This is a genomic window from Bordetella sp. MIP270_01_BMS, from assembly GCF_054958705.1.
Map to the genome: position 1 here is coordinate 2578255 of NZ_CM143297.1, position 26550 is coordinate 2604804.

The following is a 26550-nucleotide window of genomic DNA, read 5'->3' on the forward strand; positions in this document are numbered from 1 at the left end:
TTGGTAGGGCCGCCCCACACAGGGCCGCGGACCATTATGCATCCGCGGCCACCTCCCGTCGCAGCAAATTCTCGCGCTGCTCGCCGGCCACGAAGCGATACGCCAGCGCCGCAAGCACGGCACCTGCCACGGGCGCGACCCAGAACAGCCAAAGTTGCTCGAGCGCCCATCCGCCAACAAACAGGGCCGGGCCGGTCGAGCGCGCCGGGTTGACCGACGTGTTGGTGACCGGAATGCTGACCAGATGGATCAGGGTCAGGGCCAGGCCGATCGAAATCGGGGCAAACCCGGCCGGCGCCCGCTTGTCGGTGGCCCCTAGAATGACGAACAGAAACCCGAAAGTCAGCACCACTTCGCATACCAGCGCCGCGCCCAGCGCATACCGGCCGGGTGAGTGGTCACCATACCCATTGGCGGCGAAACCGCTGGCCACGAGGTCGAAACCGGGCTGGCCGCTTGCAATCCAGGCCAGCACGGCGGCCGCGACTGCCGCGCCCACGACCTGCGCCAACGCGTACGGCGCAATGTCGCGCACGGGGAAGCGCCCCGCCGCTGCCAGGCCGACGGTCACCGCTGGATTGAAGTGCGCGCCGGAGACATGCCCCAGCGCATAGGCCATGGTCAGCACGGTCAGTCCGAATGCCAGCGCCACACCCGCGAATCCGATGCCCAGTTCAGTAAACCCGGCCGCCAGCACTGCGCTGCCGCAGCCGCCCAGAACCAGCCAGAAGGTACCGATGAACTCGGCGGCACAACGCTTGGACAAAGAAGCCATCATGCAATCTCCATGTGAAAGACGAGGCGAGCGTAGCGCAAGCCCGCCGATCACAAAGTGAAGCTTTGCAAAGCGCCTCCCGACGCCCGGCGCGATCGGACGCGCGCGCGCCGCACGCTGCGATTACCATGAAGCTTTCCAACTTCCGGCCCCACGCCATGCAAGAGAACGCCAGCCATCAGCTTTCGATGACCATCCTGATGACGCCCGACATGGCCAACTTTTCCGGGAACGTCCACGGGGGCACGATCCTCAAGTATCTGGATCAGGTCGCCTATGCCTGCGCCAGCCGCTACGCCGGCCAATACGTGGTCACTTTGTCGGTCGACCAGGTCATGTTCCGCCAGCCCATACACGTGGGCGAGCTGGTCACCTTCCTTGCCTCGGTCAACTACACCGGCCGCACGTCCATGGAAATCGGCATCAAGGTCATTACCGAAGATATACGCCGCCAGGTCGTCCGCCACGCCAACAGTTGTTTCTTCACGATGGTCGCCGTCGACGACAACGGGCAGCCGACGCCCGTTCCCCAACTTCAGGTGCGCACGCTTGAAGAGCGCCAGCGTTACGAGGCGGCGCGCCAGCGCCGGGAACTGCGCCAGGAAATGGAACGCCATCACGCAGAAATCAAGCGCAGCGTGCAGGATCCCGTCCCTGACGCCACAAGCTGAGCCGTCCCGCGCGACAGTGTTGCGCGGCCACAACAGAAATAGCGGCAATTTTCTCCGGATTTTCCCTAGGGTGTGTATGCAGGCCTGTGTAACTGCCGCGTTGCGGGGATGTCTCACACTGTGGAAGCCCGCCTAGCGCCTGCTCCGCGCCACCGATCTGCTGTGGGCCGGTGTCCACTAGGCGTACACTTTCTTGGCGAATCGTGCGCGATAGATTGTTCGTAAATTCTGCAGGAATTCGGCGGCGAACAGAGCAATTATTTCCTGTTTTCGACTAGTCGGGGCATCGGAGCCGCCGAGCTCGATAGCCCTGCCCCGCAGTATGCGCAGCATCCAATGCGCAGGGCTCCCGGCGTCATGTCGCAGCCTTGTCGTGCGCCGTCAAATCTCTGTACGGCATCGGCTGCGGGATGCATTGGCGCAGCGTGCAGGGCTTGACATCGAATCGAGTGTGCGCCGAGCGTCGCCACACCGCACTTCGCCAAGAGCCGCCACCAGCTTGGCGTGCGGCGCGCCTGCGTTCCGATTGATGGACTTCCAACGCCTCAATCCTTAGCGAATTCACCAACAGAATTCGCAACTACATCGTGATACGATCCATCCGACTTGGACTATGCGTGCTGGCGGTGCGCTCAGTGTCCGGACGCTTGCAGAACCCAATATGGCTCGCGCCGCCGTGCCATATTTTTTTTTATATGTTTTATGTCCAAGCCTCTAGCGTCCTTCGGCACTGCGTCTCCGCCTTCAGGTCCCACCAACCTGGCACGGCACAATAAGGAGACCTTATATGCAGCTTCGGAATAAGCAGGACTTCTGGTCAGGGGTGATGTTCACCTTGATCGGACTGGGATTCGCCTTCGTGGCCACCCAATACAACATGGGCACTTCGGCCCGAATGGGCCCGGGGTACTTCCCGTTCTGGCTGGGCATCTGCCTGGCTCTCCTTGGCGCCGTCGTCGCGCTCGGCGCGCTTTCACCGAAAGCCACCGAAACCGAGGTCGACAGGTTCGACTTCAAGATTCTCTTCATCATCATCGGCTCGGTCGTGCTGTTCGGCTTCGTGCTGCGCCCGCTCGGCCTTTATGTGTCGCTGGCTCTGCTGGTGATCCTCAGCAGCATCGCCAGCTACGAATTCAGCTGGCGCGTGGCGATCCTCAATGCGATCTTCCTCGTCGTTTTCTGCTGGCTCGCCTTTATCAAGGGTCTGGGATTGATCTTCCCGCTGTGGCCGTCGTTTCTGGGCATGAATTAAAAACCAAGGGGAAGACAAGATCATGGAATTGATGGAACACCTGGCGCTCGGATTCTCCGTCGCCTTTACCCCCGAAAACCTCCTGTACGCCCTGCTGGGCTGCATTCTGGGCACTCTCGTGGGCGTGCTGCCTGGCCTGGGCCCGGTACCGACCATCGCGATGCTGCTGCCCATTACTTATGTGCTGCCGCCGGTGGCCGGGCTCATCATGCTTGCCGGCATTTACTACGGCACGCAGTATGGCGGCTCTACCACAGCCATTCTGGTCAACCTGCCTGGCGAGACCTCGGCGGTCGTCACCGTGCTCGACGGTCACCAGATGGCCCGTAACGGGCGTGCTGGCGCGGCCTTGTCCCTGGCTGCAATCGGTTCGTTCTTTGCCGGCAGCGTCACCACCATGCTGATCGCCGCCTTCGCGCCCCCGCTGGCCGAAGTGGCCTTCAAGTTCGGCCCCGCCGAGTACTTCTCGCTGATGACCCTGGGCCTGATCGGCGCAGTGGTGCTGGCCTCCGGCTCCTTGCCCAAGGCCATCTGCATGATCCTGCTCGGTCTGTTGCTGGGCATGGTGGGCACCGACGTTAACTCGGGTGTGGCTCGTTACGACTTCGGCATCCCCGAACTGCAAGACGGTATCGACTTCGCCATCGTGGCCATGGGCGTGTTCGGCTTCGCCGAAATCCTGTCCAACCTCGAACAGAAGGAAAACCGTGTCGAGCTGCAGGACAAGATCGGTTCGCTGTATCCCAGCCGCCAGGAAATCCGCGAAGCGACACCCGCCATTGTGCGTGGCACCGCGCTGGGCTCGATGCTGGGCATCCTGCCAGGCGGCGGTTCGGTGTTGTCGGCCTTTGCCTCGTACACGCTCGAAAAGAAGCTGTCGAAAGAGCCCGAGCGTTTCGGCAAGGGTCACCCGGCCGGCCTGGCTGGCCCGGAATCAGCCAACAACGCCGGTGCGCAGGCATCGTTCATTCCGCTGCTCACGCTGGGTATCCCGGGTAACGCCGTGATGGCGCTGATGGTTGGTGCAATGACCATCCACAACATCCAGCCCGGCCCACAGGTCATGACCAGCCACCCGGACCTCTTCTGGGGCCTGATCGCTTCGATGTGGATCGGCAACCTGATGCTGGTGGTGCTGAACCTGCCGCTGATCGGTCTGTGGGTCAAGCTGCTGCGCGTTCCCTACCGCATCCTGTTCCCGGCCATCCTGGTGTTCTGCACCATCGGTGTGTACTCGCTGAACTACAACGTGTTCGACATCTACACCACCGCCGTCTTCGGCGTCGTGGGTTACGTGTGGGCCAAGTTGAAGTGCGAAGGCGCCCCGCTGCTGCTGGGCCTGGTGCTCGGGCCCATGATGGAAGAAAACTTCCGTCGTGCCCTGCTGCTGTCGCGCGGCGACTTCCTCACCTTCGTCGAACGGCCCCTGTCGGCCTCGCTGCTGGCCGCAGCCTTGGTGTTGGTCGTGCTGGTTGCCTTGCCCTCCATCCGCAAGAAGCGCCAGGAGACCTTCGTCGAGGAAGACTGACCGTTATCCTGGGCCGGCCCCGAGCCGGCCGCGGGAACGCAGCAGTCCTGCACTGAAGCGCTCAAGCCAGACACCCTGTGTCTGGCTTTTTTGTTTCGTCAGGCGCGGGGACGTTCGACAGGAATTTATGGCGCGTGACCGGGCGGCCCCGCTGCGGACACACGGCAGCGTCGAGTACCGTAGGGACGGGTCAACGGGGGGGCAAGGCGCTCGTCGGGTCGACCGGCTGGCCGCGGTGGCGCAGTTCGAAGTACAGCCCTGGGCCCTGACGATCGGTGCTGCCCATCTCGGCGATCTGCTGGCCCTGCGACAGCTTCTGCCCTTCCTTGACCAGCATCTTGCTGTTGTGGGCGTAGATGCTGAGGAAGTCGCCGGCGTGCTGCACGATCACCAGGTTGCCATAGCCCCGCAGACGGTTGCCCGCATAGACCACACTGCCCGCGGCGGCGGCGCGCACCGGCGTACCGGCCTTGTTGACGATGGTGATGCCCTTGGACGAACTGCCGTTATAGCGCTGCGTGATGGTGCCTTCCGCAGGCCACGCCAGCTTCAGATTGCGCACGGCCGCCGCCGAGGCGGCCGGGGTGGGGGTCGCCGCACGCGTGGGCGCGGGCGTGGGCGTCGAAGCCGCACTGGCCGAACCATTCACCCGCAGCACCTGCCCTTTGCTGATGCGGTTGGGGTTGGACAGCTTGTTCAGCCGCATCAGTTCAGCGACGGTCGTGTTGTGCTCACGCGCAATTTTGCTGAGCGTATCGCCCGACTGCACTCGGTACTGCCCTGACCCCACCTTGGTGGAACTGCAGGCCGCCAGCAGCATCAATGCACTGACGCAACACGCCGTGCCGGCGCGGCGCCAGGCATGCGAGAGGGTTGGGCGGCTTGGCTGCCCCGGCGGGACGGATATCGGTGAAATAGCAGGCACTGACAACGTATCGGTTCGATTAGGCAGGAAAACAAAAATTATCCCCGCCCAGAAGGGTAACAAGAAACGCTGTAACAGGCTTGTGCAGTTGAATCAGGCCGTGCAGTTCATACCGACAGATGGCGGCGCACGTTCTCGCCATCCATTTCGGCGCGCGGCCCGCGGGCCACGACCTCGCCCCGTGAAAGCACAACGAACTGGTCCGACAACTCGCGGGCGAAATCGAAGTACTGCTCACACAGCAGAATGGCAATGTCGCCCCGTTCGCGCAGCAGCCGGATCACGCGGCCGATATCCTTGATGATCGACGGCTGTATGCCTTCGGTGGGCTCGTCCAGGATGATCAATCGCGGTTCCGCCACCAGTGCTCGCGCAATGGCCAGTTGCTGTTGTTGCCCGCCCGACAGGTCTCCGCCGCGTCGCCCCAGCATGGTCCTGAGCACGGGGAACAATTCATAGACTTCCTCTTTGACGCGGCGCGCCCTGGCCCCCGGGAAGCGCGCCATGCCCATCATGATGTTTTCTTCGACGGTCAGTCGCGCGAAGATATCGCGCCCTTGCGGTACGTATGCCATGCCGAGCGCGGCGCGCCGATGCGGAGGCAGGCGCGCGATATCCTTGCCGTCCAGCAGGATCTGGCCGCGAGCCACGGGAAGCACGCCCATCAGACACTGCAGGAGGGTGGTCTTGCCGACGCCGTTGCGCCCTAGAAGCCCCAGGCATTCGCCTTGCCGCAGCGACATTGAAACCCCGCGCAGGGTGTGGCTGCCGCCGTAGTATTGGTCGATATTCTGCACTTCCAGCATGTCAACGCCCCAGATAGACTTCGATGACCCGGGCGTCGGACTGAACCTGAGCCATGGTTCCCTCGGCCAGCACTGATCCCTCGTGCAGCACCGTCACGTTGCCGCCATCGGCGATGCGCGCCACGAAGTCCATATCGTGCTCGACCACCATCAGTGAATGTTTCCCACGCAGTGCATTCAGCAGTTCGGCGGTGTGATCGGTCTCGGCGTCGGTCATGCCGGCGACTGGCTCGTCCAGCAACAGCAACTGCGGCTCCTGCATCAGCAGCATGCCGATCTCCAGCCACTGCTTCTGCCCATGCGACAACAGCCCGGCCATGCGCGTGGATACACTGCGCAGCCGTATCAGGTCGAGCGTCTGGGCGATTCGGTCTGCCTGCTCGGAACTCAGGCGCGCGAACAGCGTCTTGCGCACGCGCTTGTCGCTCTTCATCGCCAGCTCAAGGTTTTCGAACACGGTATGTTGTTCGAACACGGTGGGCCGCTGGAACTTCCGGCCGATTCCGCTATGCGCGATCTGCGCTTCGCTCAGGGTTGTCAGATCTATGCTCTGGCCAAAAAAAACCGTTCCGGCCGAGGGCCGGGTCTTGCCCGTGATGACGTCCATCATCGTGGTCTTGCCGGCGCCGTTCGGGCCGATGATGCAGCGCAGCTCGCCGACACCGATGTCCAGCGTCAGGTTGTTCAGGGCCTTGAAACCGTCGAAACTGACCGTGACGCCGTCCAGGTACAGAATGGCGCCGTGCGAGGTGTCGACCCCCGGCGGTGGAACCCGGCCATACGACGGCTGTCCGCCCGGGCCATCGTCCAATGCAATCTGCGAGGGGTCTGCGGTAAGGATTTTCATGCCGAATGCTCCTGCCGCCGCGCGGCCCAGCGCCTCACCAACCCTACGATCCCCTGCGGCAACAACAGCGTCACCAGCACGAAAATAAGGCCCAGTGCGTATAGCCAGAACTCCGGGAACACGCTCGTGAACCAGGTCTTCAGGCCGTTCACCGCGCCGGCCCCGATAATCGGCCCGATGAGCGTGCCCCGTCCGCCCGTGGCGACCCAGATGACCATCTCGATGGAGTTCTCGGTAGACATCTCGCCAGGGTTGATGATGCCGACCTGCGGCACATACAGGGCCCCGGCCACGCCGCACATCACTGCGGACAGTGTCCACACGAACAATTTGAATCCCAGGGGCTCATAGCCTATGAAGCGCACCCGGCTTTCGGCGTCTCGCACCGCGGTCAGGACGCGTCCCAGCTTGGATTGGGTGACCGCGCGCGCCGTCACAAGGGCTCCCGCCAGCACCGCCAGGGTGATCCAGTAGAGCGCTGCGCGCGTGCTCGCGGCCGTAATATCAAAGCCCAGTATCCGCTTGAAGTCGGTAAAACCGTTGTTGCCGCCAAACCCCGTATCGTTGCGGAAGAACAGCAGCATGGCGGCGAACGTCAGCGCCTGCGTGATGATCGAGAAGTACACGCCCTTGATCCGCGAGCGAAAGGCGAAGTAGCCGAACACGAACGCGAGCAATCCGGGCACCAGCACCACCAGCAACATCGCATACCAGAAGTGTTCGGTGTAAGACCAGTACCAGGGGTACGTCTTCCAGTTGAGAAACACCATGAAATCTGGCACCTCGGCCTGGTAGACACCGTCCCGGCCGATCGAACGCATCAGGTACATGCCGTGTGCATAGCCGCCCAATGCAAAGAACAGCCCATGGCCCAGCGAAAGTATGCCGGCATAGCCCCATACCAGGTCCAGCGCCAATGCCGCCAAGGCATAGCACATGAACTTACCGATCAGGGCGACGGCGTAGGCCGGTACATGCAATGCATGTCCGGGCGCAAAAACCAGATTTAGGCCGGGCAGCAGGCCCAGCAGGGCAACGGCGACTGCCAGCGCCAACCAGGCGCGCGGGCTGAACAAGGGTCGGCGCAGTGCCGCATCGGCAGTAATGGGGTTCATTCGGCGCTCCTGCCGCGAGGCGCAAACAGGCCTTGCGGGCGCTTCTGTACGAACAGCACGATCAGCGCCAGGATGGTGATCTTGGCCATGACGGCGCCTGAATAGGGTTCAAGGAACTTGGTCATGGCGCCCAGTCCGAGCGCGGCCACCACCGTGCCGGCCAACTGGCCCACACCGCCCAGCACCACCACCATGAATGAGTCGACGATATAAGCGCGCCCCAGGTCCGGCCCGACGTTGCCCAGCTGGGAAAGCGCCACGCCGGCCAGCCCGGCGATGCCCGAACCCAGCCCGAATGCCAGCATGTCGACGCGCCCGGTCGGCACGCCCACGCAGTCAGCCATGCGCCGGTTTTGCGTGATGGCTCTGACGAACAGGCCCAGGCGGGTGTGATTGAGCAACAGCCACACGAATCCCACGACCAGCGCGGCGAACACGATGATGGCGATACGGTTGTACGACAGCACCAGGCCACCCAGCACTGTGAAGCCGCCGCTCATCCACGAAGGGTTGCCGACTTCGACGTTCTGCGCGCCGAACAAAGTCCGCACGCCCTGCATCAGCACCAGGCTGATGCCCCAGGTCGCCAGCAGTGTCTCGAGCGGCCTTCCGTAGAGCCAACGGATGATTGTGCGTTCCAGCGCCATGCCCACCAGCGCCGTCGCCACGAAGGCGACCGGCAGCGCCGCGATCACATAGGCATCCATCCATTCGGGCAGCCATAACCTGAAGAGTGACTGCACGATATACGTCACGTACGCCCCTATCATCAGCAGCTCGCCATGCGCCATATTGATGACGCCCATCAGCCCGAACGTGATGGCCAGGCCCAGGGCGGCAAGCAGCAGCACGCTGCCCAGGCTGATGCCATAGAACAGGTTGCCCAGCCATGCCACGGTGGTCAGGTGACGCTCGATGCGAAGCAAGGCTGCCGCCGCCTCGACGCGCAGCTGTTCGTCGGCTTCGGCGTACGCGCCCTGGGCGTCTTTGCGCAGCAATTCTTCCAGCATGGGGCGAAAAGCGGCGTTGCCACTGTCGCCCAGCGTCCGGGCCGCCTGCCGGCGCTCGGCCTCGTCGTCGCTCTTCAATTGCAGGGTCGCGACGGCGATGCCGAGCGCTTCGCGCACTTTGGCATGGCGCTCGGCTTGCAGGGCCTTTTCCAGTATGGGCAGCATCGCCGGATCCGTACCGCGCTGCAGCCGCTGCGCGGCCGCGAGGCGCTGCGCGGGATCCGCGGCAAGCAGGCGCGAAGTTGCCAACGCGGCGGCAATGGCGCGGCGAAGCCGGTTATTGATAGATACCGTACTGGCCCCGTCGGGCAGGATGGCCGGCTGACCACTGGCGGCATCGAGCGTTGCCGCGCCGGTGTCTACCAGCACGGTTCCGTCGGGGGCGACGTACAGGCGATCGGCACCCAGGGCCTCAAGAATCTGCGCGGCGTGCGGGTCCGGGTCGGCACCCAGGCGGGCGATCGCACCCAGCCTGGTGTCGGTGTCGTCGGCCACCAATTGCGACACCAACGCCGGATCGAGTCCGGCCCCCGTGGCCGCCGGCACCCAGATGCCGGCCAGCCACGCAATCGCCAGGCGTAGCATCACCCGTGCAAGAAACACGCTGCGCATGATTGCCTCGCTCTGTCGGCTTACAGGTTCTGCTTGCCTTCGTTGCCGGGTATGTAAGGACTCCACGGTTGAGCGCGGATCGGGCCCTTGCTCTTCCACACGACATTGAACTGACCGTCAGCCTTGATTTCGCCGATATAGACGGGCTTGTGCAGGTGGTGATTGGTCGGGTCCATTTGAACGGTGAAACCATCGGGCGCCTGAAAGGTCTGTCCGCCCATCGCGCCGATGACGGCGTCCACATCGGTAGTGCCAGCTTTCTCGACAGCCTGCTTCCACATATGAATGCCGATGTAGGTGGCTTCCATCGGATCGTTCGTCACGGCGTTCGCGGCGTTGGGCAGGTTGCGCGCTTTCGCGTAGGCCTTCCACTTATCGATGAACGCCGCATTGGTGGGATTCTTGATCGACTGGAAGTAATTCCACGCGGCCAGGTGGCCCACCAAAGGCTTGGTATCGACGCCGCGCAACTCTTCTTCGCCCACAGAGAACGCCACGACGGGCACATCGGTGGCCTTCAGGCCCGCGTTGCCCAGCTCTTTATAGAAAGGCACGTTCGAGTCGCCGTTGATGGTAGACACCACGGCGGTGCGCCCGCCCGCGGAGAATCGCTTGATGTCCGCGACGATGGTCTGGTAGTCGGAATGGCCGAAGGGGGTGTAGACCTCCTGAATATCTTCGTCTTTCACGCCCTTTGAGTTCAGGAAAGCCCGCAGAATCTTGTTGGTGGTGCGCGGGTATACGTAATCGGTGCCCAGCAGCACAAAGCGCTTGGCGCCGCCGCCATCCTCGCTCATCAGATATTCCACCGCAGGAATGGCCTGCTGGTTGGGCGCGGCGCCCGTGTAGAACACGTTTTTCTCGAGCTCTTCGCCCTCGTACTGCACCGGATAGAACAACAGGCCGTTCAGCTCCTTGAACACCGGCAGCACTGACTTGCGCGATACCGATGTCCAGCATCCGAACACCGCAGCCACCTTGTCCTGCGATAGCAGCTGGCGCGCCTTTTCGGCGAACAATGGCCAGTTGGACGCCGGATCCACCACCACGGGCTCGAGCTTCTTGCCCAGCACCCCGCCTTGCGCATTGATCTCCTCAATGGTCATCAGCGCCACGTCCTTGAGCGTGGTCTCGGATATCGCCATGGTTCCCGACAGCGAATGGAGTATGCCCACCTTGATCGTCTCGGCCGCCATCACGCCAGGTGCCCAGGCTGTCAGTGCCAACAGGCTGGCAGCGGTCAGTTGCTTCAATACAAGTCTGCGCTTCATCGCTTGAATCCTTTATTGGAATAGGCCGGCCGGGCCGGCGTGTGATCTGCCCTGTGCATCAAAACAAGCCACCCGCGCTGCGAACGGCGCAGCAACACGTGCAACCGGATCAAAGCAAGACCTATGCCAAGTTGGCGCCTACAGACGCCGATGCGCCGCAGCGCGCGCGGCTGCGTAAGCCGGGCATGGCCAGGATGTCCACGCGCCCGGCTTTCGGCGCCAGGCACCGCGACCGATCCTGGTGCGCATGCACGGCAGCAGTGCGCATATGCGCGAATGCGGTGCACGCCCGCCGTCGCCACGATGCTGGCGAACGGACCCATGCGCACGTCTTGAAATGGGCTGCGCCCCGCAAAGCCGCGCCGCGCAAGCGTTTAGACGACATATCCCAGAGTTGGCATATCGATTGCTTTAGTTGACTCACTTGTATACAAGCGAGGATTCCAGGCATGAACGCCCAAGCAGTCAATTCAGAAACGCAAGGTTGGACTCTGGCCGAATGGCAGGCGGCGTACCGCAGTGGGGCGCGGCCCGAGGACCTCCTGGGCGCGGTGGTCAACAGTCTGCAGGCTGATGACCCTGCCTGGATATGCCAGGTGGATGCCATGGGCTTGAGCGCGCAGCTGGCAGAACTGGCCCGCAGACTCGAGGCGGTTGGCGCGGATAGGGATCTGCTTCCGCTGTATGGCGTGCCCTTCGCCATCAAAGACAACATCGACGCCGAAGGCTGGCCGACGACGGCCGCGTGTCCGGCATACGCCTACACGGCGCAGCGCGATGCAGAAGTGGTGCGGCGCTTGCGGGCCGCCGGCGCCATTCTAATCGGCAAGACCAACCTGGATCAGTTCGCCACCGGCCTCGTGGGAACGCGATCGCCGCACGGCGCGGTGCCCAACACCTTCGACCCCGCCTTTATCAGCGGCGGTTCCAGCTCGGGCTCGGCCAGCGTCGTCGCGCGCGGCCTGGTGGTTTTCGCGCTGGGCACCGACACCGCGGGGTCGGGACGCGTGCCCGCCGGCTTCAACAATATTGTCGGACTCAAACCTACCAAGGGCTGGCTCAGTACGCGCGGCGTCGTGCCTGCCTGCCGCACGCTGGATTGCGTGTCGGTCTTCGCGTTGACGGTGGATGACGCGGACCAGGTGGCCACGGTCGCAGCGGGTTTCGATGCGCAGGACCCGTATTCGCGACCCGCGGCGCGCATGCCGATGCAACTGCCCCATCAGCCGCGGCTGGCCGTACCGCAAGAAACCGAGTTCTATGGCGACACCGTCGCGCAGGCCGCATACGAAGCCTCGTTGCAGCGCCTGCGCGACCTCGGGGCGACGCTCGTACCCATCGACTATGCCGCATTTCGCGAACTTGCCGACCTGCTTTACCAGGGGCCTTGGGTCGCCGAACGATATGCGTCGGTCCGCGCCCTGCACGAACGCGAGCCCCAAGCCATGGACCCGGTCGTGCGCGGCATCGTGGAACAGGCGGGACGGTATAGCGCCGTGGACACCTTCCAGGCCGAGTATCGCCGCGCCGAGCTGACCCGTGCCATCCACCAGCAACTGGCGGGCTTCGACGCCATGGTGGTTCCCACCGCACCGACCATTTATCGCATCGCCCAACTGCGGGAAGAACCCGTCCTGTTGAACACGCACCTGGGCACGTATACCAACTTCACCAATCTGGCCGACTTGTCGGCGCTGGCGCTTCCGGGCGACCTGCGTGCCGACGGGCTGCCTTCCGGCATCACCCTGATCGGCCTGGCCTGGCAAGATCGTGCCTTGGCGGCGTTCGGCCGCCGCTGGGAAGCCACATTGTGCGGCACGCTGGGTGCCACCGCCCGGCCCCGGCCGGGGGCGCCGGCCGGCGCAATCGCGCAGGCGGCCTCGCCGGCCGATGCTTCCGAGCGTGTCGTGCAGGTGGCCGTGGTGGGCGCGCACCTGCGGGGCATGCCGCTCAATCATCAGTTGACCTCGCGCGGCGGACGCTTCCTCGAAGCCACGCACAGCGCCCCGGCGTATCGGCTCTATGCCCTGGCCAACAGCAGCCCACCCAAGCCCGGAATGGCCCACACGGATGACGGAGCGTCCATTGCGCTCGAGATCTGGGAACTCTCGCCTGCCGCGTTTGGCGAGTTCGTCGCAGAGATTCCGCCGCCGCTGGGTATCGGGACGCTCGACCTGGCCGATGGACGCAGCGTGAAAGGATTCATCTGTGAGCCACGCGGCATTGCCGGCGCCCTGGACATCACCGAGTTCGGCGGATGGCGCGCGTACCTGCGCCACCTGCAAGACACCGCAGCCCACCAAGGGGAATAACGATAATGTTCCATACTGTGCTCATCGCCAATCGCGGCGAAATCGCGCTGCGCGCCATACGCACGCTCAAGCGCATGAAGATCAAGAGCGTCGCGGTGTATTCGGATGCGGACCGCAACGCCGCTCACGTCCGCGCGGCGGATGTGGCGGTGGCATTAGAGGGCGACAAGCCCGCCGACAGCTACCTGCGCATCGACCGCATACTCGAGGCCGCCAGGGCCACCGGGGCCCGGGCCATTTTCCCGGGCTACGGATTTCTGTCCGAAAGCGCCGAGTTCGCCGACGCGTGCGCCGAAGCGGGCATCACGTTCATCGGCCCCACACCCCGACAGCTGCGTGATTTCGGGCTCAAGCACCGGGCCCGCGAACTCGCGGCGGCTGCCGGAATACCAATGACGCCCGGCACGGGTTTGCTGGCCGACGCTGCCGACGCGTTGGCTCAGGCCGAGCGCATCGGCTATCCCGTCATGCTCAAAAGTACTGCAGGGGGCGGCGGCATCGGACTTTCGCGGTGCGATACGCCGGCCGACCTGGCTGCCGCTTACGCCGCCGTCCAGCACCAGGGGCAGACCTTCTTCCGCGATAGCGGTGCGTTCCTCGAGCGATACGTAGACCAGGCCCGGCACGTCGAGGTGCAGATCTTCGGCGACGGAAACGGCAAAGTCGTGGCGCTGGGCGAGCGCGATTGCTCGATACAGCGCCGCAACCAGAAGATCGTCGAAGAAACACCGGCGCCCGGCCTGCCGGCCGCGACGCGCGACGCCCTGCATCGCGCCGCCGTCATGCTGGGTACGTCGGTTGCCTACCGTTCAGCGGGCACGGTCGAGTTCATCTACGACAGCGCGCGCGACGCCTTTTACTTCCTCGAGGTCAATACGCGACTGCAGGTAGAGCACCCGGTCACCGAGGCGGTGACCGGGCTCGACCTGATCGAATGCATGCTGCGCGTGGCCGCGCAGGAGCCGCTGGACTGGGCCGCCTTGCACCGTCCGCCCCAAGGCGCCGCCATCGAAGTGCGGCTGTATGCGGAAGACCCGGTGCGAGGGTTCCAGCCGTCGCCGGGCGTGCTGACGCAGGTGCAGTTCCCGGACGACGTGCGCGTAGACGGATGGGTGGAAACCGGCACAGACGTGCCATCGTTCTACGACCCCATGCTGGCCAAGCTGATTGTGCACGGTGCGGACCGCGCCGATGCATTGCATAAACTGCGCAACGCGCTGGCCCATACGCAACTGCATGGCATTGCAACCAACCTGGACTTCCTGCGGCAGGTCGTGGCCGATCGGCGCTTTCAAGCAGGCGAGTTGTCCACGCGGTTTCTTGACCGCTTCGATTTCCAGCCCGCCGCCATAGAGGTGCTGGAAGGCGGCACGTATACCAGTGTGCAAGACTACCCGGGCCGTGTCGGGTACTGGAACATTGGCGTACCGCCATCAGGTCCCATGGACGACTACGCCTTCCGCCTGGCCAACCGCATCGTGGGCAATGCCCCGGAAGCCGCCGGGCTCGAGTGCACCCTGGTCGGCCCCACGCTGAAGTTTCACAGCGACGCAATCGTGGCGCTGACCGGGGCGGTCTCGCCTGCCCGGCTGGATGGTCAGCCCATCGCAATGTGGAAGCCGGTGCAAGTGCGCGCGGGACAGGTGCTGGAGATTGGCCGCGCCGAGACAGGGTGCCGCAGCTACCTGGCGGTGCGCAATGGTCTGGACGTGCCGTGCTACCTGGGCAGCCGTGCGACCTTTGCCCTGGGTCAGTTCGGCGGCCATGCGGGGCGTTGTCTGCGCGCAGGCGACATGCTTCCCATGGCGCAGCCCGGTCTGCCGGCCAGCCTGACGCCGCCGCCGGCACAACCCCCTTGCGCAGTCGACCCGGCCCTTGTGCCGAGCTACGCCAGCGTATGGGAGATCGGTGTGCTGGTCGGCCCGCATGGCGCGCCAGATTTCTTTACCCCCGAATCGATGCAGCAGTTCTTTTCCACCGACTGGGAAGTCCACTACAACTCCAACCGCCTGGGTGTGCGGCTGTCGGGGCCCAAACCCAGCTGGGCGCGCCAGGACGGCGGCGAGGCCGGGCTGCATCCGTCGAACATCCACGATTGTGAATACGCCATCGGCAGTATCAACTTCACCGGCGACAGCCCTGTCATCCTGACTCGCGACGGCCCCAGCCTGGGCGGTTTCGTGTGCCCGGCCACCATTGCCAAGGCGGAACTCTGGAAGGTGGGCCAGGTCAGGCCCGGTGATCGGATTCGCTTCGTCCCGCTCGATGCGACTGAGGCGCTCGCCCGGGAAATCCGGCAGGACGCCGAGATCCGGACGCTGCAGGCAGTCGTTCCCACGGCAGCCGTCATGCCAGAAGCCCACGCACTGTCGCCCATCGTGGCGAGCCTGCCCCCCAGCGAGACGCGGCCCCTGGTCACCTATCGGCAGGCGGGCGACACGTATCTCTTGCTGGAATACGGCGACAACGTGCTCGACCTGGCGCTGCGCATGCGCGTCCATCTGCTCATGGAGGCCCTGTCCGCCGCCCCGATCGCCGGCGTGCTCGAGTTCTCGCCTGGCGTACGCTCGCTGCAGATTCAATACGATGCGCGGCTCATCAGCCAGCCAGCCCTGGTCGCCCGCCTGTTGGCGCTGGAAGAAACACTGCCCGACGTCGCGACGCTCAAAGTTCCTACGCGGGTGGTGTACCTGCCCCTGGCCTTCGAAGACAGCGCAACGCTGGGCGCCGTCGACCGCTATCGCGAAACGGTGCGCGCGCAGGCGCCCTGGTTGCCCAACAATGTGGACTTCATTCAGCGCATCAACGGCCTGCCGTCACGCGACGACGTACGCCGCATCGTCTTCGAAGCAAGCTACCTGGTGCTGGGCCTGGGCGACGTTTATCTCGGCGCCCCCTGCGCCGTGCCTATCGACCCCAGGCACCGCCTGCTGACGTCCAAGTACAACCCCGCCCGCACCTACACGGCCGAGGGCACCGTCGGCATAGGCGGCGTATACATGTGCATTTATGGCATGGACTCTCCGGGCGGATACCAACTGGTGGGCCGCACGCTGCCCATCTGGAACAAATTCTTGAAGAATCCGGTGTTCCAGGATGGCCAGCCCTGGCTCCTTAGGTTCTTCGACCAGGTCCGCTTCTACCCAGTGTCCGAAGCCGAACTGGCCGTGCTGCGCGATGATTTCCGCGAAGGCCGTGGGGGACTGCGCATCGAAGAAGAAAATTTCGATTTCGCCGCGCACCAGCGGTTCCTGCAGGCCCACGCGGCCGAGATCGATGCCTTCAAGGCCGCGCAGCAGGCTGCCTTTGAAGCCGAGGTGACGCTCTGGCAGTCAGAGGAACCGCTCATCGTCGAACCGATGGAGCCGGACGAACCTGCCGCGGAACTCGGCGCCACCGAGCGCGCCGTCTGCGCCGACCTCTGCGGCAACGTGTGGAAAATACCGGTCAGCATCGGCCAACGTGTCGAGACAGGCGACACCCTGGTTATCGTCGAGGCCATGAAAATGGAGCTGTCGATCAAAGCCGCCTTCAGCGGCACGGTCACCGCTATCCGCTGCACGCCGGGCAAGCCCGTCAACAGCGGCGATATGCTGCTGGTGATCGACGCCGAGGCCTGCGCGGTAGCGTGACATGCGCCTGGCCCTTACGTCGCTGCCCGATAACCCTGCCCAGACCGGCTCTCCGTTGACGCTGGCCGGGCAGGCATATGAGCTGATCAAGCGTGACCTGTTCGAGTTCCGGTTGCTGCCGGGTGATGACTTTACCGAGAGCGAGCTGGTGGCCCGCATGGGTGTGAGCCGCACACCTGTGCGGCAGGCGCTGTACCGCCTGGAACGCGAAGGGTTCGTGCTGCTGCGCCAACGCAGCGGCTGGCGGGTGCGCCCCTTCGATTTCGAGCGCTTCGAAGCGCTCTACGATGTGCGCATCGTGCTCGAACAGGCCGCGGTAACGCGGCTATGCAGCCTGCATGACATGGACTCCTCGGGCGACCTCCCCGGCCTGAAGCGCATCTGGCTGGTTCCCCCGGACGAACGCCTGCGCAGCGGCAGGCGGGTCGCCGAACTGGACGAGGCGTTTCATTGCACGCTGGTTGCGGCGGCCGGCAACCCCGAGCTGGCGCAGATCCACCGCGACGTCACCGAAAAAATCCGCATCATCCGCCAGCTCGATTTCACGAAAGACTACCGTGTAGACGCCACCTACATCGAGCATGGGGCCATCTTGCGTGCGGTGCTGGCTCGGCGTGCTGACGAAGCCATGCGCATGCTGAAGTCTCATATTGAATTGAGCAAGGCCGAAGTGCGAAAGATCACGCTGCACCGCCTGCAGGCGGCGCGTTCAGACGGTCTGCGCTGACGGGTGGTCGATCACGGGCACGTGCGAGGCCCGCAGGTCTGCCAGGAAGCGCGTCTTCCAGGTCTCGAGGTCATGGTGGCGCAGGCCCTGCATCAGGCTGCGGTGGCGCTCGACCCGTTCGGCCAGAGGCATGCGCAACGCCTCATCGAGCGCATGGGCCATTCCTTCGATGTCGTATGGGTTCACGATCAGCGCGGCGTCCTGCATCTCGCTGGCGGCACCGGCGAACTGCGACAGCACCAGCACGCCCGGATCTTCGGGCGGCTGGGCCGCCACGTATTCTTTGGCCACCAAGTTCATGCCATCGCGCAGTGGCGTCACCAGGCCGACTTGCGAGGCGCCCATCAGGGGCATCAGCGTGGCGCGACTGTACGAGCGATTGATGTAGTGCAGCGGCGCCCAGCCGAGATCGCCCCACTTGCCATTGATGCGCCCCGCGGCGCGGTCGAGTTCGCGCCGTATTTCGCGATAGCCCTGCACGTCCGACCGCGACGACTGGGCAAGCTGCACGAACGAAACGTGGTTGCCATGGTCCGGCGCCATTTCAAGCAACTGCTCGAACGCGGCAAAGCGTTCCAGCAGGCCCTTGCTGTAGTCCAGCCGGTCGACACTGATGATCAACTTCCGGTCCGCCAGCCCCAGTTTCAGTGCGACCACCTGACTGGACCCTTTCTTGCGCGACATGGCGGCCACGTCCTCGACGTCGATCCCGATGGGATAGGCGTCTACCGTCAACTGCCTTGCACCGGCACGCAAACCGCCGGCCTTGCGCTCGGCCCCCAGCTGGCGCACGCAGTAATCGGCAAACGCCTGGGCATCCGAGTCGGTCTGGAAACCCACGACGTCATAGGCACACATCGCCTGCGCCAGTTCGCGATGCGGCGGAATGGTCTCGAACAGTGCGCCGGCGGGAAATGGAATATGCAGGAAAAACCCGATGCGATTGCGCACCCCGAGTTCGCGGCAATATGCGCCCAGCGGCAACAAGTGATAGTCGTGTACCCAGATCACGTCATCCGGCCGCAGCAGCGGGGCCAGCCGTGCGGCGAAATCGCGGTTTACCTTCTGATAGCCGTCGTAGTCGGTACGCCGATAGCGCAGCAAGTCAGGCCTATAGTGGAACACCGGCCATAGCACCGTATTGGAAAAGCCGCGATAGAACCTGTCGTAGTCGTGCTGGGCCAGCGGAAACGTGGCATAGGTAATGTTGTCGCGAGTCGTCGTGGAAACAGAGCCGCTGCCGTCCTCTTCGCCGATCTGTCCGTTCCATCCCAGCCAGAGGCCCCCGGAATCACGCAGGGCGTCATATAGGCCCACCGCCAGTCCGCCGGGCGCCCGGGCGCCAGTAGGCAATGCCACGCGGTTGGAAATGACGATCAGTCGGCTCATGTTCGGTACTCGCAGTCTTCGGTTACGGTGCTTGCTCGGCCAGCCGCCCAAGCCAGCCAGCCAGCGCCAGGGGATCCCGGAACCGCCACACTGCGCTGCTGGGCCCTGCCCCCACCTTGATGCCATACCCACCTGCCTGCTTGGCGGCGATGAAGGCGGACTCGTCGGTCAGGTCGTCGCCCACCGCGATGGGGATGCGGCCCGCGAAAGGCTCATCGCGCATGAAGGAAAGCAGCGCCGCCCCCTTGTGTATGCCGCGCGGGCGCAATTCGTACACCATCTTGCCCGGCTGTATATCGAAGTCCGGCGCATGCCGTTCGGCCGTTTCCCGCACAAGCTTTTCAACGCGGGCGGCCATACCGGGCGCCGCCCGGAAGTGCACGGCCAGGCCGTGGCTCTTGGGCTCGATCCAGACCCCGGGCCACTCAGCCACCTGCTTGCGCAAGGTAGCGCGCACGGCGTCCAGACTGGCTGGCGCGGGCGCCTGCACCACGACACCGTGACGGTCACGGCGTTCAGCCCCATGCCCGGCGGCGTGCGGCAGGCGCAAGGGATGCAGCAGGCGGTCGAGGTCGATGCCCGGGCGGCCCGACAGAATCGCCAGGGCGCCCTGCAGCGCCTCGGTCAGTTGCTGCAGCGTCGTCAACGTGGTTTCCGGCACCCAGACCAGACCCGGGTCGGCCTGGAGGTCGGCCAGGGTGCCGTCCAGATCCAGGAACAGCGCTATGCCGCCGGCCCGCGGCACGGCCGGCTCCTGCCAGCTTTCGGCCGGCGAGTCCGAACGGGAATCGGCGGTGTCCGGGTTGTTCAGCATAAAGCTCCGTGTAGCCTAGGCGGCGCCGCCGCTTGATCCGGGCCGGCATCGACGATGCCGGGCGCCATGTGCCCATCGCTTCACCATACGGCAGAGGCTTGTGCCAATCAATGACACAATTGCGTACGACTGTGTCGTTTGCGACCAAGGCTTGCAAACCGCGTGCCCGCCTGCCGAGGCTTATCGCGTCAAACGTGGGCGCTCAGCGTCGCGCGTATGGCTAGCGGGCCATGCATTGCTTCCAACGCTGGTGCACACGGTTGGCGAACCAGGCAGTCGTCAGATTTCGTGTGATCTTGGGGCTTTCGAGTTTTATGCCGGGCAGCACCGCGCGCGGCAAACGCTTGCCCGCATCCTTGTCGGCGAGTTCGAACACCCGCTTGTACAAACGCGTGGCCTCGAACTCGTACAGGCTGCCTTTCTCAAGCTCTGGTCGAATGCGCGCCTCATTGATGTCCAGGCGGCGCCGGATGGCGCGAACGGCGCGTTCGGTCTGGCTGGGCTCGATGGATCCATGGATCAGCAGGTCGCCATCCAGCGCCAGCTCGATACCCGACAAACGGCTCACGGCGGCCTGGAACGCCGCATTACGGCTCGCATACCAGCCAGCGTTGAAGTCGGCAAACCGATACAGCACCGAGTCGTAAGGGGCTTCATATCCCAGCAAATGAGCAATCCCGAAGTACATCCCTCCGCGCCGCGTAAACACCTCGTTGCGTATGGAACGTTCGACCTGATAGGGATAGTCTCGGGCCTGCGCCTGGGCGAAGGCGATGCTGACCTGCATGGGGCCCCCCGTACGCACGGGATTCAGGCCGCTGAACAGCTGCCGGCCCAGGGGCACCATGCCGATGAAGTCTTCGAAAATCTCGCTCAGCTGCCTTTCGGTACGTACGGCGTCCAGCCGCTGGTTATAAGTTTTGCCCGTCGGCGACTTGATGTTCAGCGCGGCCTGTACCAGGAAGGCAGGTATGTGCATTGCCTGGGTGCGGCGTTCGATCTCACGCCGCGCGATGCGGGGCAAGCCGTCAACCGGCGGATCCGCCCGGAACGATGATTCTTGCGCCGTGATGGCAACGACGGCGCAAAGATTGGTGCGGCTCGACTCCAGTGCCTGCGCCGTGAACGCCACCGCGATATCGCGCGCCCAGGCCGATCGGTCGGCCGCGCCTGCCGGCAGGAGCGTCTGCAGTTCGGCCTGTATTTCAGTGGGACTGCGTGTTGGCAGTTCGGGCTGACGGGTGGCGCATCCTGCCAACAGCACCAGCAACATTGCGCCCGCCCAGCAGGGCAGGCGCCGGAAAACACCAGTATGGGCGGTTGCAGTCATGCGGGAAATTCTACCCCCCGAGTTCCGCGCCAGAGGGCAAGGCGCGCCAAGTGCGTCAGTCTTCCTGGCGCGATGCCAGGTAGCGTGCCTTGTTCTCGGCATTGGGCGGATACAAGCCCGGCAGCGATGCGCCGGCCTGCACTTCATCCATGATCCAACCTTCCAGGCGCTCTTGTTCGACGGCAAGGGCCGCCACGTCCGGCAGCATAGCGGCAGGGATGACCACAGCGCCATCCTGGTCGGCCACGATGACGTCATCGGGAAATACCGCGACCCCGCCGCAGCCCACGGGCTGCTGCCAATCGACGAAGGTCAGGGCGGCCACCGATGGGGGAGCGGCCGCACCGCTCGCCCAGACAGGCAGGCCGGTCGACAGCACGCCGGCCAGATCGCGCACCGCGCCGTCGCTGACCAGGGCGGCGACGCCGCGGCGGGCCATGCGGGCGCACAGTATGTCTCCCCAGAACCCTGCGTCTTTGACGCCGTTGGCATCCACCACGGCTATGCAACCTTGCGGCATTTGCTCGATCGCCGCACGGGTCGACTTGGGCGAACTCCACGAATCGGGGGTGGCGAGATCTTCTCGTGCTGGAATGAACCGTACAGTGAAGGCACGCCCGACCACGCGCTGAGCGTTCCCTGTGAGGGGCCGGGCTCCCCGTATCCACACGTTGCGCAGCCCCTTTTTAAGCAGGACGGTGGTCAACGTCGCGGTAGTGACGCCTGCCAGCGCCTGAAAAGCCGTTGCATCCTGCAGGGTGCTCATGAGCGGTCTCCGGGGAGCGAATGGGCGCGCCACGTCGCCCGCGCGCCTCAGGGGTGGAAAAGTTATACCACTGCGGCGGCGGCTATTCTCCGTGCAGGGTGGCGACCAGCATGCGCGGTCCGCCGTGATTGCGGTGTTCGCACAGGTAAATGCCCTGCCATGTGCCCAGGCACAGCCGCCCAGCGCCAACCGGCAGGCTCAGGCTGTTGCCCAGCAGGCTGGACTTCAGATGGGCAGGCAGATCATCGCTGCCCTCGTACGTGTGTTCGTAGTAAGGCTGGTCCTCGGGAACGGCGCGGTTGAAGTAGCGTTCGAAATCGGCGCGTACCGTGGGATCGGCGTTTTCATTGATGGTGAGCGACGCCGACGTATGCTGGATGAACAAATGCAGCAGGCCGACCCGGACGCCGCGAATCTCTGGCAACTGTTCGACGATGGCATCGGTAACCAGATGGAAACCGCGCGGCCGCGCGGTCAACTGCAATGATTTCTGAAGCCACATGTATCTGCCTTGCCTATGCGCGGCGGCCGCCCGTACAGACCCCGCCTCCGTTGTTCGATTTGCACTTTTTTTATATCATATGTGCAGTATGAACACAAAGGCAGCGATATGACCGCCCTGCGCAACCCCAAGCCTGCTCCTGATGCCGTGCTCGCCAAGGCGGTATTGCGCGCCGCCGATCAGCTCGGGCTGCGGCAAACCGATCTGGCCGCCGTGCTAGGGGTGCATCGCACGGCCATCAGCCGGCTCAAGCAGAATCCGTCGCTCGATCCCGCGTCGAAGCAGGGTGAACTGGCCGTGCTGCTGCTGAGACTGGCACGCGCGCTTTACACCCTGGCGGGGGGCGACCCCGACTGGATCCGCCACTTCATGCACAGCCCCAACCGGATCACCGGCGGCATACCGGCCCGGCAAATCGAAAGCATCCAGGGCTTGATGACTGTGCTGCGGTTCACCGACGCCATCCGGGGCAAGACCTGATGATCTGGCAGGCCTGCAGCGGCACGCAACACGTCGCTCCGTTATCCGGCACGCTATACCGGCTGGTGGAAAGCCAGGAGCAGATCGCGACGCTGGGCTATGTCGACACGCTGGAAGAGCAGGCGGTGCTGGAATCCCTTATCGACGACAGCAAACCGGCCTATCCCGAGGGCAGCGCGGGCTACCACTATCTGCTCACCACGCCGTTCCGGTATCCGCCCCTGCCGTGGGGCTCGCGCTTTGGCCGCACGCACGAGCCTGGCATTTTCTACGGCGGCCGCAGCCTCGACACCACGCTGGCCGAGTCAGCCTACTATCGATTCGTCTTCTGGAATTCGATGGATGCGCCCCCACCCAAACCCTACATTCACAGCCAGCACACCCTCTTCTCGGTAGGCTACAAGGCGTCCGCGGGCGTGCGGCTCCAGGACCCGCCCTTCGATGCCTACCGATCCGAGCTCGCCCATCCCGCGCGTTATGCCGCAGCACAGCAGCTGGGCACCGACATGCGCCATGCCGGCGTACAGGCGTTCGAGTATTTTTCGGCACGCGATCCAGCGGGAGGATGCTGCGTCGGCCTGTTCACTTTGCAGGCCATAGCCCAGAAAAAGCCTCGCGACATGCATCCATGGCTTTGTGAAACCTCGGCCGCGACCGTCGCGTTCAAAGAAGCATCCGGTCGCCAGGTGGCCACCTTCGCGCTGGCGACTTTCCAGCTTGACGGGCAACTGCCTATTCCGGCCTGAAATGCATGCGCCTCGCGCGCCAGGTATCCGAGCGCATTCCGTGCGTGCGCAAGTGCAGCGGCGCCTCCGCTCAACCCGGCCCGGCGCAGGGGGCATCGCGCCAACCCAGTTCGGGGCCGTCCCGATCCCAGTCATACCGCTGCTGCTGCCGGCTCTTGAATCGATGCACGGCATCGGCGTGGTACGGCGTCGACATCGCTACCGCCTGCGACAGGGCTTCCAGATTGGACATCGACGCGTAGTCGGTTTCGAAACTCTGATTCAGCAAGCGCTTGCTCATCGCCAGCGCGTCGCCCGGTCCACGGGCGATCTGCCCGGCCAGCAAAAGGGCATTCTGCACCAGCGCGGCCGGTTCATGAATCGCCATCACAATGCCCAGCGCTCGCGCCTCGCCGGCATCGAGCGTGCGCCCGGTCAGCAGTATGCTGCGCGCCGCCGACAGCCCAACGATGCGTGGCAGCAGATAGTGGGCACCAAAGTCCCCGACCGCGCCTATGCGCGGAAATGACATGCAGAACCGCGCCGCCGAAGACGCAACGACCAGGTCGGCATGCAGGGCCAGGCTGAATCCCGCGCCGGCGGCGGGCCCGTCCACCGCGGCGATGACGACGGCGTCAAGTTCCAGCAAACGGCGCAGCCAATTGGCAGTCGAGCCGATCCGGCGCCGCGTTGCCGCGGGCGCGCCCGCGACCGGGTCGTCCAGACGCTCGGCCATTTCGTGCAGATTCCCCCCCGCGCAGAAACTCCCGCCTTCCCCCCGCAAGATCAGCGCGCGCACCGTGTCATCGCCATCCACCGCATCCAGCATGCTTGCATAATCGCCGCGCAGGTCGGCGGACATTGCATTGCGGGTAGCGGGCGTGGTGTGCACGAAATCGGCAACTCCATCGGCAATGCGCAACGAAGACGCGCGAAACTGGTAAGTCGTCATGCGGGCATGCCTCCTTCACTGGCGAACCGGGCCATGCGGCCCCAAGCGTCGTCCATTTCCCGAACCAGCTGCTGCATCTGACTCGCGATGCTGGTTTCACCGCGGATGCCGAAGATGCTCTGGCCGGCCGCTTCATAAATGAGCCGGGCGTCCTCATGTTCATGCAACGAGGCGAATACATCTCCGGTCAGCACCTGTTGCATCGGCATCTGCAATGGCGCAGGCGCGTCGGCGGATTCCCACGCGTCGATCCATTCGCTGCGCACCACCCGGCAGGGCTTGCCGCTATGTGCACGGGAAATCACGGTGTCCTCGCTGCCACTTTCGATAAGCCTCTGAAGCAAAGCCCGAGGGGTGTGGTTCTCGCGGGCAGCCATCCACAGCGTACCGAGCCAGGCTCCCTGCGCACCCATCCCGATACAGCCCAGCACCTGGCCGCCCGTGGCAATGCCCCCCGCCGCCAGCACCGGCTTGCCTTGTGCCGCTGCAATCACCTGGGGCACCAGGGCCATCGTGCCGACCGGACCCGTATGCCCTCCGGCGTCGTATCCCTGGGCCACCAGGACGTCAACGCCCATATCCAGCGCCTTGCGCGCGTGGCGCACCGAGCCCACCAGCGAGAACGTCAGCTTGCCCTGCGCCTGCGCCTGCCGGATAAGCTCGGGCCGCAGGCCAATGGCCGTCGCGACGACCGTTGCACGGGAACCGAGCACGGCGTCGATCTGGGCCTTGAACAAGGCCTCAGAACGCGCGTGCGACGTGAAAAAGCTGGGACGTACGGGCGGCTTAATATTGAATCGTTCGCGCAGTCCGTCCACGAACGCCACCTGGGCGCTTGGCAGCGCGCTGCGCAGAGACGCCGGGTCGGCCTGCTCGGGCACATTGGCGGGCAACATCAAGTCTATCCCGTAGGGCAGGCCCCCAAGCCGGCCCTCCAATTGTTCGATGATGCCGGGTATGTGCTCCGGAGCGTCGCGGCCCAGCCCCAGTACCGGAAAGCCGCCGGCCTGCGCAATGGCCACCACCACATCGGGCTCGTGCGAAAAGCCGAACACGGGGTGCCGTATTCCCAACTGGTCGCAGATCGGCGTGCGGATGCGCGACATGTCAGTCAGCCTCGATGCCTGCCTGCTTGATGACTTTGCTCCATTTGTCGAATTCGGCGGCGACAAAGGCATCGAACTCAGCGGGCGACTGCGGCGCAAACTCGGCGCCGAGTGCGGCGAACCTGGCTTCGACTTCCGGCTTTTGAAGAATGGCGTGCACGTCGGCCGCCAGCTTGTCGAGCACGGGCTGGGGCGTCGCAGCGGGCGCCACCAGGCCGAACCAGGTTCCGACTTCATAGTTCGGCAATCCAGCCGATTCGGCCACTGTCGGCAGATCAGGCACCGCCTTGGCGCGCGTGGCAGTAGTCACGGCCAGGGCGCGCAATTTGCCTGCCTGCACCTGCGGAATCGCAAGCGCGGCACTCAGCGGCATCATGGCCACCCGCCCGGCCACCAGGTCATTCAATGCGTCCGTCTGCCCCTTGTAGGGCACGTGCGTAAGCTTGATCCCTGCTTCTTGCGACAGCAATTCACCCGAAAGGTGGTTCGATGTGCCCAGCCCCGCGGTGGCGTAGGTCTGCGAAGGGTCGCTCTTCCTGGCCAGGGCGACAAACTCGGACATGGTCTGCGCAGGAACCGCCGGGTTCACCACGATGATATTGGGCACGATTCCGAATCCGGCCACCGCCTTGAAATCGCGCACCGGATTCCAGTTGATGCTCTTCTTCAGCACCGGCGCCACGGCATGGCTGGGGCTGACCAGCAGCAGCGTATAGCCGTCGGCCGGAGCGCGCGCCACGTAGTCAGTGCCGATGGCGCCGCCCGCACCAGTGCGATTTTCCACCACCACTGCCTGGCCATACCGCGACGACAGCTGCTCGCCGATGAGGCGCGCCACGGAATCCACAATGCCCCCGGCCGAGAACGGCACGATGATCTTGATGGGCTTGGAGGGATAGTCGCTTTGCGCCATGGCCGCGACCGGCGCCATCACGGCGAGCGCGCACGCTGCCATCATATGGGTGATTTTCATAGTCTCTCTCCTGGTTTTTTGAATGCGGGT

At 64.4% G+C, this 26550-nt stretch carries 23 protein-coding genes; 8 read left to right on the forward strand and 15 right to left on the reverse strand.

From position 1 onward, the window contains the following. Window positions 1-34 precede the first annotated feature (34 nt). Window positions 35-775, reverse strand: a complete 741-nt coding sequence (gene aqpZ / locus ACV17W_RS12055; protein ID WP_462596533.1) for an aquaporin Z — start codon at window positions 773-775, stop codon at window positions 35-37. Between the two features lie 158 nt (window positions 776-933). Here aqpZ and ACV17W_RS12060 point away from each other — a divergent pair, with 158 nt between their 5' ends. The 3 genes from ACV17W_RS12060 (at window position 934) to ACV17W_RS12070 (ending at window position 4226) form a co-directional block, all read left to right on the forward strand. Further along, window positions 934-1446, forward strand: coding sequence for an acyl-CoA thioesterase (locus ACV17W_RS12060; RefSeq protein WP_462596534.1), 513 nt, complete (start codon window positions 934-936; stop codon window positions 1444-1446). 787 nt (window positions 1447-2233) lie between these two features. After that, window positions 2234-2698 (forward strand): tripartite tricarboxylate transporter TctB family protein, encoded by a 465-nt coding sequence (locus ACV17W_RS12065; protein WP_462592569.1) that lies wholly within the window; start codon window positions 2234-2236, stop codon window positions 2696-2698. 22 nt (window positions 2699-2720) lie between these two features. After that, window positions 2721-4226, forward strand: coding sequence for a tripartite tricarboxylate transporter permease (locus ACV17W_RS12070; RefSeq protein ID WP_462592570.1), 1506 nt, complete (start codon window positions 2721-2723; stop codon window positions 4224-4226). A 190-nt stretch (window positions 4227-4416) separates the two neighbouring features. On the opposite strand, the gene ACV17W_RS12075 is transcribed toward ACV17W_RS12070, so the two are convergent. From ACV17W_RS12075 to urtA, 6 genes are all read right to left on the reverse strand, one after another. Then, window positions 4417-5046, reverse strand: coding sequence for a peptidoglycan DD-metalloendopeptidase family protein (locus ACV17W_RS12075; RefSeq protein ID WP_462596535.1), 630 nt, complete (start codon window positions 5044-5046; stop codon window positions 4417-4419). Between the two features lie 212 nt (window positions 5047-5258). Continuing rightward, window positions 5259-5957: an urea ABC transporter ATP-binding subunit UrtE gene (gene urtE, locus ACV17W_RS12080; RefSeq protein WP_462592571.1), complete on the reverse strand. Its 699-nt coding sequence runs from the start codon at window positions 5955-5957 to the stop codon at window positions 5259-5261. Between the two features lies 1 nt (window position 5958). Then, entirely contained in the window at window positions 5959-6804 is an 846-nt protein-coding gene (gene urtD, locus ACV17W_RS12085; protein WP_462592572.1) for an urea ABC transporter ATP-binding protein UrtD, read from the reverse strand. Beyond that, on the reverse strand, window positions 6801-7919 hold the full coding sequence (urtC, locus tag ACV17W_RS12090) for an urea ABC transporter permease subunit UrtC (RefSeq protein WP_462592573.1): 1119 nt from the start codon (window positions 7917-7919) through the stop codon (window positions 6801-6803). The genes urtD and urtC overlap by 4 nt, the downstream gene beginning before the upstream one ends. Continuing rightward, a complete protein-coding gene (gene urtB, locus ACV17W_RS12095; RefSeq protein WP_462592574.1) occupies window positions 7916-9541 on the reverse strand; it encodes an urea ABC transporter permease subunit UrtB in 1626 nt (541 codons plus the stop codon). Before urtB ends, urtC begins: the two co-directional genes overlap by 4 nt. A 20-nt stretch (window positions 9542-9561) precedes the next feature. Continuing rightward, window positions 9562-10812: an urea ABC transporter substrate-binding protein gene (urtA, locus tag ACV17W_RS12100; protein WP_462592575.1), complete on the reverse strand. Its 1251-nt coding sequence runs from the start codon at window positions 10810-10812 to the stop codon at window positions 9562-9564. Window positions 10813-11261: 449 nt separating this feature from the next. On the opposite strand from urtA, the gene atzF reads away from it, so the two are divergent. The 3 genes from atzF to ACV17W_RS12115 are packed head-to-tail and all read left to right on the forward strand — an operon-like array spanning window position 11262 to window position 17483. Next, on the forward strand, window positions 11262-13124 hold the full coding sequence (gene atzF, locus ACV17W_RS12105; protein WP_462592576.1) for an allophanate hydrolase: 1863 nt from the start codon (window positions 11262-11264) through the stop codon (window positions 13122-13124). A 5-nt stretch (window positions 13125-13129) separates the two neighbouring features. Continuing rightward, window positions 13130-16756: an urea carboxylase gene (gene uca / locus ACV17W_RS12110; protein ID WP_462592577.1), complete on the forward strand. Its 3627-nt coding sequence runs from the start codon at window positions 13130-13132 to the stop codon at window positions 16754-16756. A 1-nt stretch (window position 16757) separates the two neighbouring features. After that, complete coding sequence (locus ACV17W_RS12115; protein WP_462592578.1) at window positions 16758-17483, forward strand: GntR family transcriptional regulator; 726 nt, start codon at window positions 16758-16760, stop codon at window positions 17481-17483. Here ACV17W_RS12115 and otsA read toward each other — a convergent pair. The 5 genes from otsA to ACV17W_RS12140 form a co-directional block, all read right to left on the reverse strand. Next, complete coding sequence (gene otsA / locus ACV17W_RS12120; RefSeq protein ID WP_462592579.1) at window positions 17466-18872, reverse strand: alpha,alpha-trehalose-phosphate synthase (UDP-forming); 1407 nt, start codon at window positions 18870-18872, stop codon at window positions 17466-17468. The genes ACV17W_RS12115 and otsA overlap by 18 nt on opposite strands. Before the next feature lie 22 nt (window positions 18873-18894). Continuing rightward, the gene (gene otsB, locus ACV17W_RS12125; protein WP_462592580.1) at window positions 18895-19686 is read right to left on the reverse strand and encodes a trehalose-phosphatase; all 792 of its coding nucleotides are present in this window, start codon (window positions 19684-19686) and stop codon (window positions 18895-18897) included. Window positions 19687-19906: 220 nt separating this feature from the next. Beyond that, a complete protein-coding gene (locus ACV17W_RS12130; protein WP_462592581.1) occupies window positions 19907-21016 on the reverse strand; it encodes a DUF1615 domain-containing protein in 1110 nt (369 codons plus the stop codon). 55 nt (window positions 21017-21071) lie between these two features. After that, window positions 21072-21782 carry a ribonuclease activity regulator RraA gene (locus ACV17W_RS12135; RefSeq protein ID WP_462592582.1) on the reverse strand — a complete coding sequence of 237 codons (711 nt, stop codon included), beginning with the start codon at window positions 21780-21782 and terminating at the stop codon, window positions 21072-21074. 82 nt (window positions 21783-21864) lie between these two features. Continuing rightward, window positions 21865-22284: a secondary thiamine-phosphate synthase enzyme YjbQ gene (locus ACV17W_RS12140; protein WP_462592583.1), complete on the reverse strand. Its 420-nt coding sequence runs from the start codon at window positions 22282-22284 to the stop codon at window positions 21865-21867. A 108-nt stretch (window positions 22285-22392) separates the two neighbouring features. Here ACV17W_RS12140 and ACV17W_RS12145 point away from each other — a divergent pair, with 108 nt between their 5' ends. Together ACV17W_RS12145 and ACV17W_RS12150 are read left to right on the forward strand one after the other, a co-directional pair. Further along, window positions 22393-22764, forward strand: coding sequence for an MbcA/ParS/Xre antitoxin family protein (locus tag ACV17W_RS12145; protein WP_462592584.1), 372 nt, complete (start codon window positions 22393-22395; stop codon window positions 22762-22764). Beyond that, a complete protein-coding gene (locus tag ACV17W_RS12150; protein ID WP_462592585.1) occupies window positions 22764-23510 on the forward strand; it encodes an RES family NAD+ phosphorylase in 747 nt (248 codons plus the stop codon). Before ACV17W_RS12145 ends, ACV17W_RS12150 begins: the two co-directional genes overlap by 1 nt. A 70-nt stretch (window positions 23511-23580) precedes the next feature. On the opposite strand, the gene ACV17W_RS12155 is transcribed toward ACV17W_RS12150, so the two are convergent. From ACV17W_RS12155 to ACV17W_RS12165, 3 genes are read right to left on the reverse strand one after another with little or no spacing between them, the layout of a single operon-like run. After that, a complete protein-coding gene (locus ACV17W_RS12155) occupies window positions 23581-24441 on the reverse strand; it encodes an enoyl-CoA hydratase/isomerase family protein (RefSeq protein WP_462592586.1) in 861 nt (286 codons plus the stop codon). Next, window positions 24438-25547 carry an NAD(P)H-dependent flavin oxidoreductase gene (locus tag ACV17W_RS12160; RefSeq protein ID WP_462592587.1) on the reverse strand — a complete coding sequence of 370 codons (1110 nt, stop codon included), beginning with the start codon at window positions 25545-25547 and terminating at the stop codon, window positions 24438-24440. The genes ACV17W_RS12155 and ACV17W_RS12160 overlap by 4 nt, the downstream gene beginning before the upstream one ends. 1 nt (window position 25548) lies before the next feature. Beyond that, the gene (locus tag ACV17W_RS12165) at window positions 25549-26520 is read right to left on the reverse strand and encodes a tripartite tricarboxylate transporter substrate binding protein (protein WP_462592588.1); all 972 of its coding nucleotides are present in this window, start codon (window positions 26518-26520) and stop codon (window positions 25549-25551) included. Window positions 26521-26550 lie beyond the last annotated feature (30 nt).

Bases quoted from the DNA above. Each gene is read 5' to 3' on its own strand.
- ACV17W_RS12060 (WP_462596534.1), top strand. From the start codon at position 934: ATGCAAGAGAACGCCAGCCATCAGCTTTCGATGACCATCCTGATGACG.
- ACV17W_RS12070 (WP_462592570.1), top strand. From the start codon at position 2,721: ATGGAATTGATGGAACACCTGGCGCTCGGATTCTCCGTCGCCTTTACC.
- ACV17W_RS12065 (WP_462592569.1), top strand. From the start codon at position 2,234: ATGCAGCTTCGGAATAAGCAGGACTTCTGGTCAGGGGTGATGTTCACC.
- ACV17W_RS12130 (WP_462592581.1), bottom strand. From the start codon at position 21,016: ATGACTGCAACCGCCCATACTGGTGTTTTCCGGCGCCTGCCCTGCTGG.
- ACV17W_RS12140 (WP_462592583.1), bottom strand. From the start codon at position 22,284: ATGTGGCTTCAGAAATCATTGCAGTTGACCGCGCGGCCGCGCGGTTTC.
- urtB (WP_462592574.1), bottom strand. From the start codon at position 9,541: ATGCGCAGCGTGTTTCTTGCACGGGTGATGCTACGCCTGGCGATTGCG.
- otsB (WP_462592580.1), bottom strand. From the start codon at position 19,686: ATGCTGAACAACCCGGACACCGCCGATTCCCGTTCGGACTCGCCGGCC.
- ACV17W_RS12160 (WP_462592587.1), bottom strand. From the start codon at position 25,547: ATGTCGCGCATCCGCACGCCGATCTGCGACCAGTTGGGAATACGGCAC.
- ACV17W_RS12165 (WP_462592588.1), bottom strand. From the start codon at position 26,520: ATGAAAATCACCCATATGATGGCAGCGTGCGCGCTCGCCGTGATGGCG.
- urtA (WP_462592575.1), bottom strand. From the start codon at position 10,812: ATGAAGCGCAGACTTGTATTGAAGCAACTGACCGCTGCCAGCCTGTTG.
- urtC (WP_462592573.1), bottom strand. From the start codon at position 7,919: ATGAACCCCATTACTGCCGATGCGGCACTGCGCCGACCCTTGTTCAGC.
- ACV17W_RS12155 (WP_462592586.1), bottom strand. From the start codon at position 24,441: ATGACGACTTACCAGTTTCGCGCGTCTTCGTTGCGCATTGCCGATGGA.
- ACV17W_RS12135 (WP_462592582.1), bottom strand. From the start codon at position 21,782: ATGAGCACCCTGCAGGATGCAACGGCTTTTCAGGCGCTGGCAGGCGTC.
- aqpZ (WP_462596533.1), bottom strand. From the start codon at position 775: ATGGCTTCTTTGTCCAAGCGTTGTGCCGCCGAGTTCATCGGTACCTTC.
- ACV17W_RS12150 (WP_462592585.1), top strand. From the start codon at position 22,764: ATGATCTGGCAGGCCTGCAGCGGCACGCAACACGTCGCTCCGTTATCC.
- ACV17W_RS12115 (WP_462592578.1), top strand. From the start codon at position 16,758: ATGCGCCTGGCCCTTACGTCGCTGCCCGATAACCCTGCCCAGACCGGC.
- urtE (WP_462592571.1), bottom strand. From the start codon at position 5,957: ATGCTGGAAGTGCAGAATATCGACCAATACTACGGCGGCAGCCACACC.
- ACV17W_RS12075 (WP_462596535.1), bottom strand. From the start codon at position 5,046: ATGCTGCTGGCGGCCTGCAGTTCCACCAAGGTGGGGTCAGGGCAGTAC.
- uca (WP_462592577.1), top strand. From the start codon at position 13,130: ATGTTCCATACTGTGCTCATCGCCAATCGCGGCGAAATCGCGCTGCGC.
- urtD (WP_462592572.1), bottom strand. From the start codon at position 6,804: ATGAAAATCCTTACCGCAGACCCCTCGCAGATTGCATTGGACGATGGC.
- otsA (WP_462592579.1), bottom strand. From the start codon at position 18,872: ATGAGCCGACTGATCGTCATTTCCAACCGCGTGGCATTGCCTACTGGC.
- ACV17W_RS12145 (WP_462592584.1), top strand. From the start codon at position 22,393: ATGACCGCCCTGCGCAACCCCAAGCCTGCTCCTGATGCCGTGCTCGCC.
- atzF (WP_462592576.1), top strand. From the start codon at position 11,262: ATGAACGCCCAAGCAGTCAATTCAGAAACGCAAGGTTGGACTCTGGCC.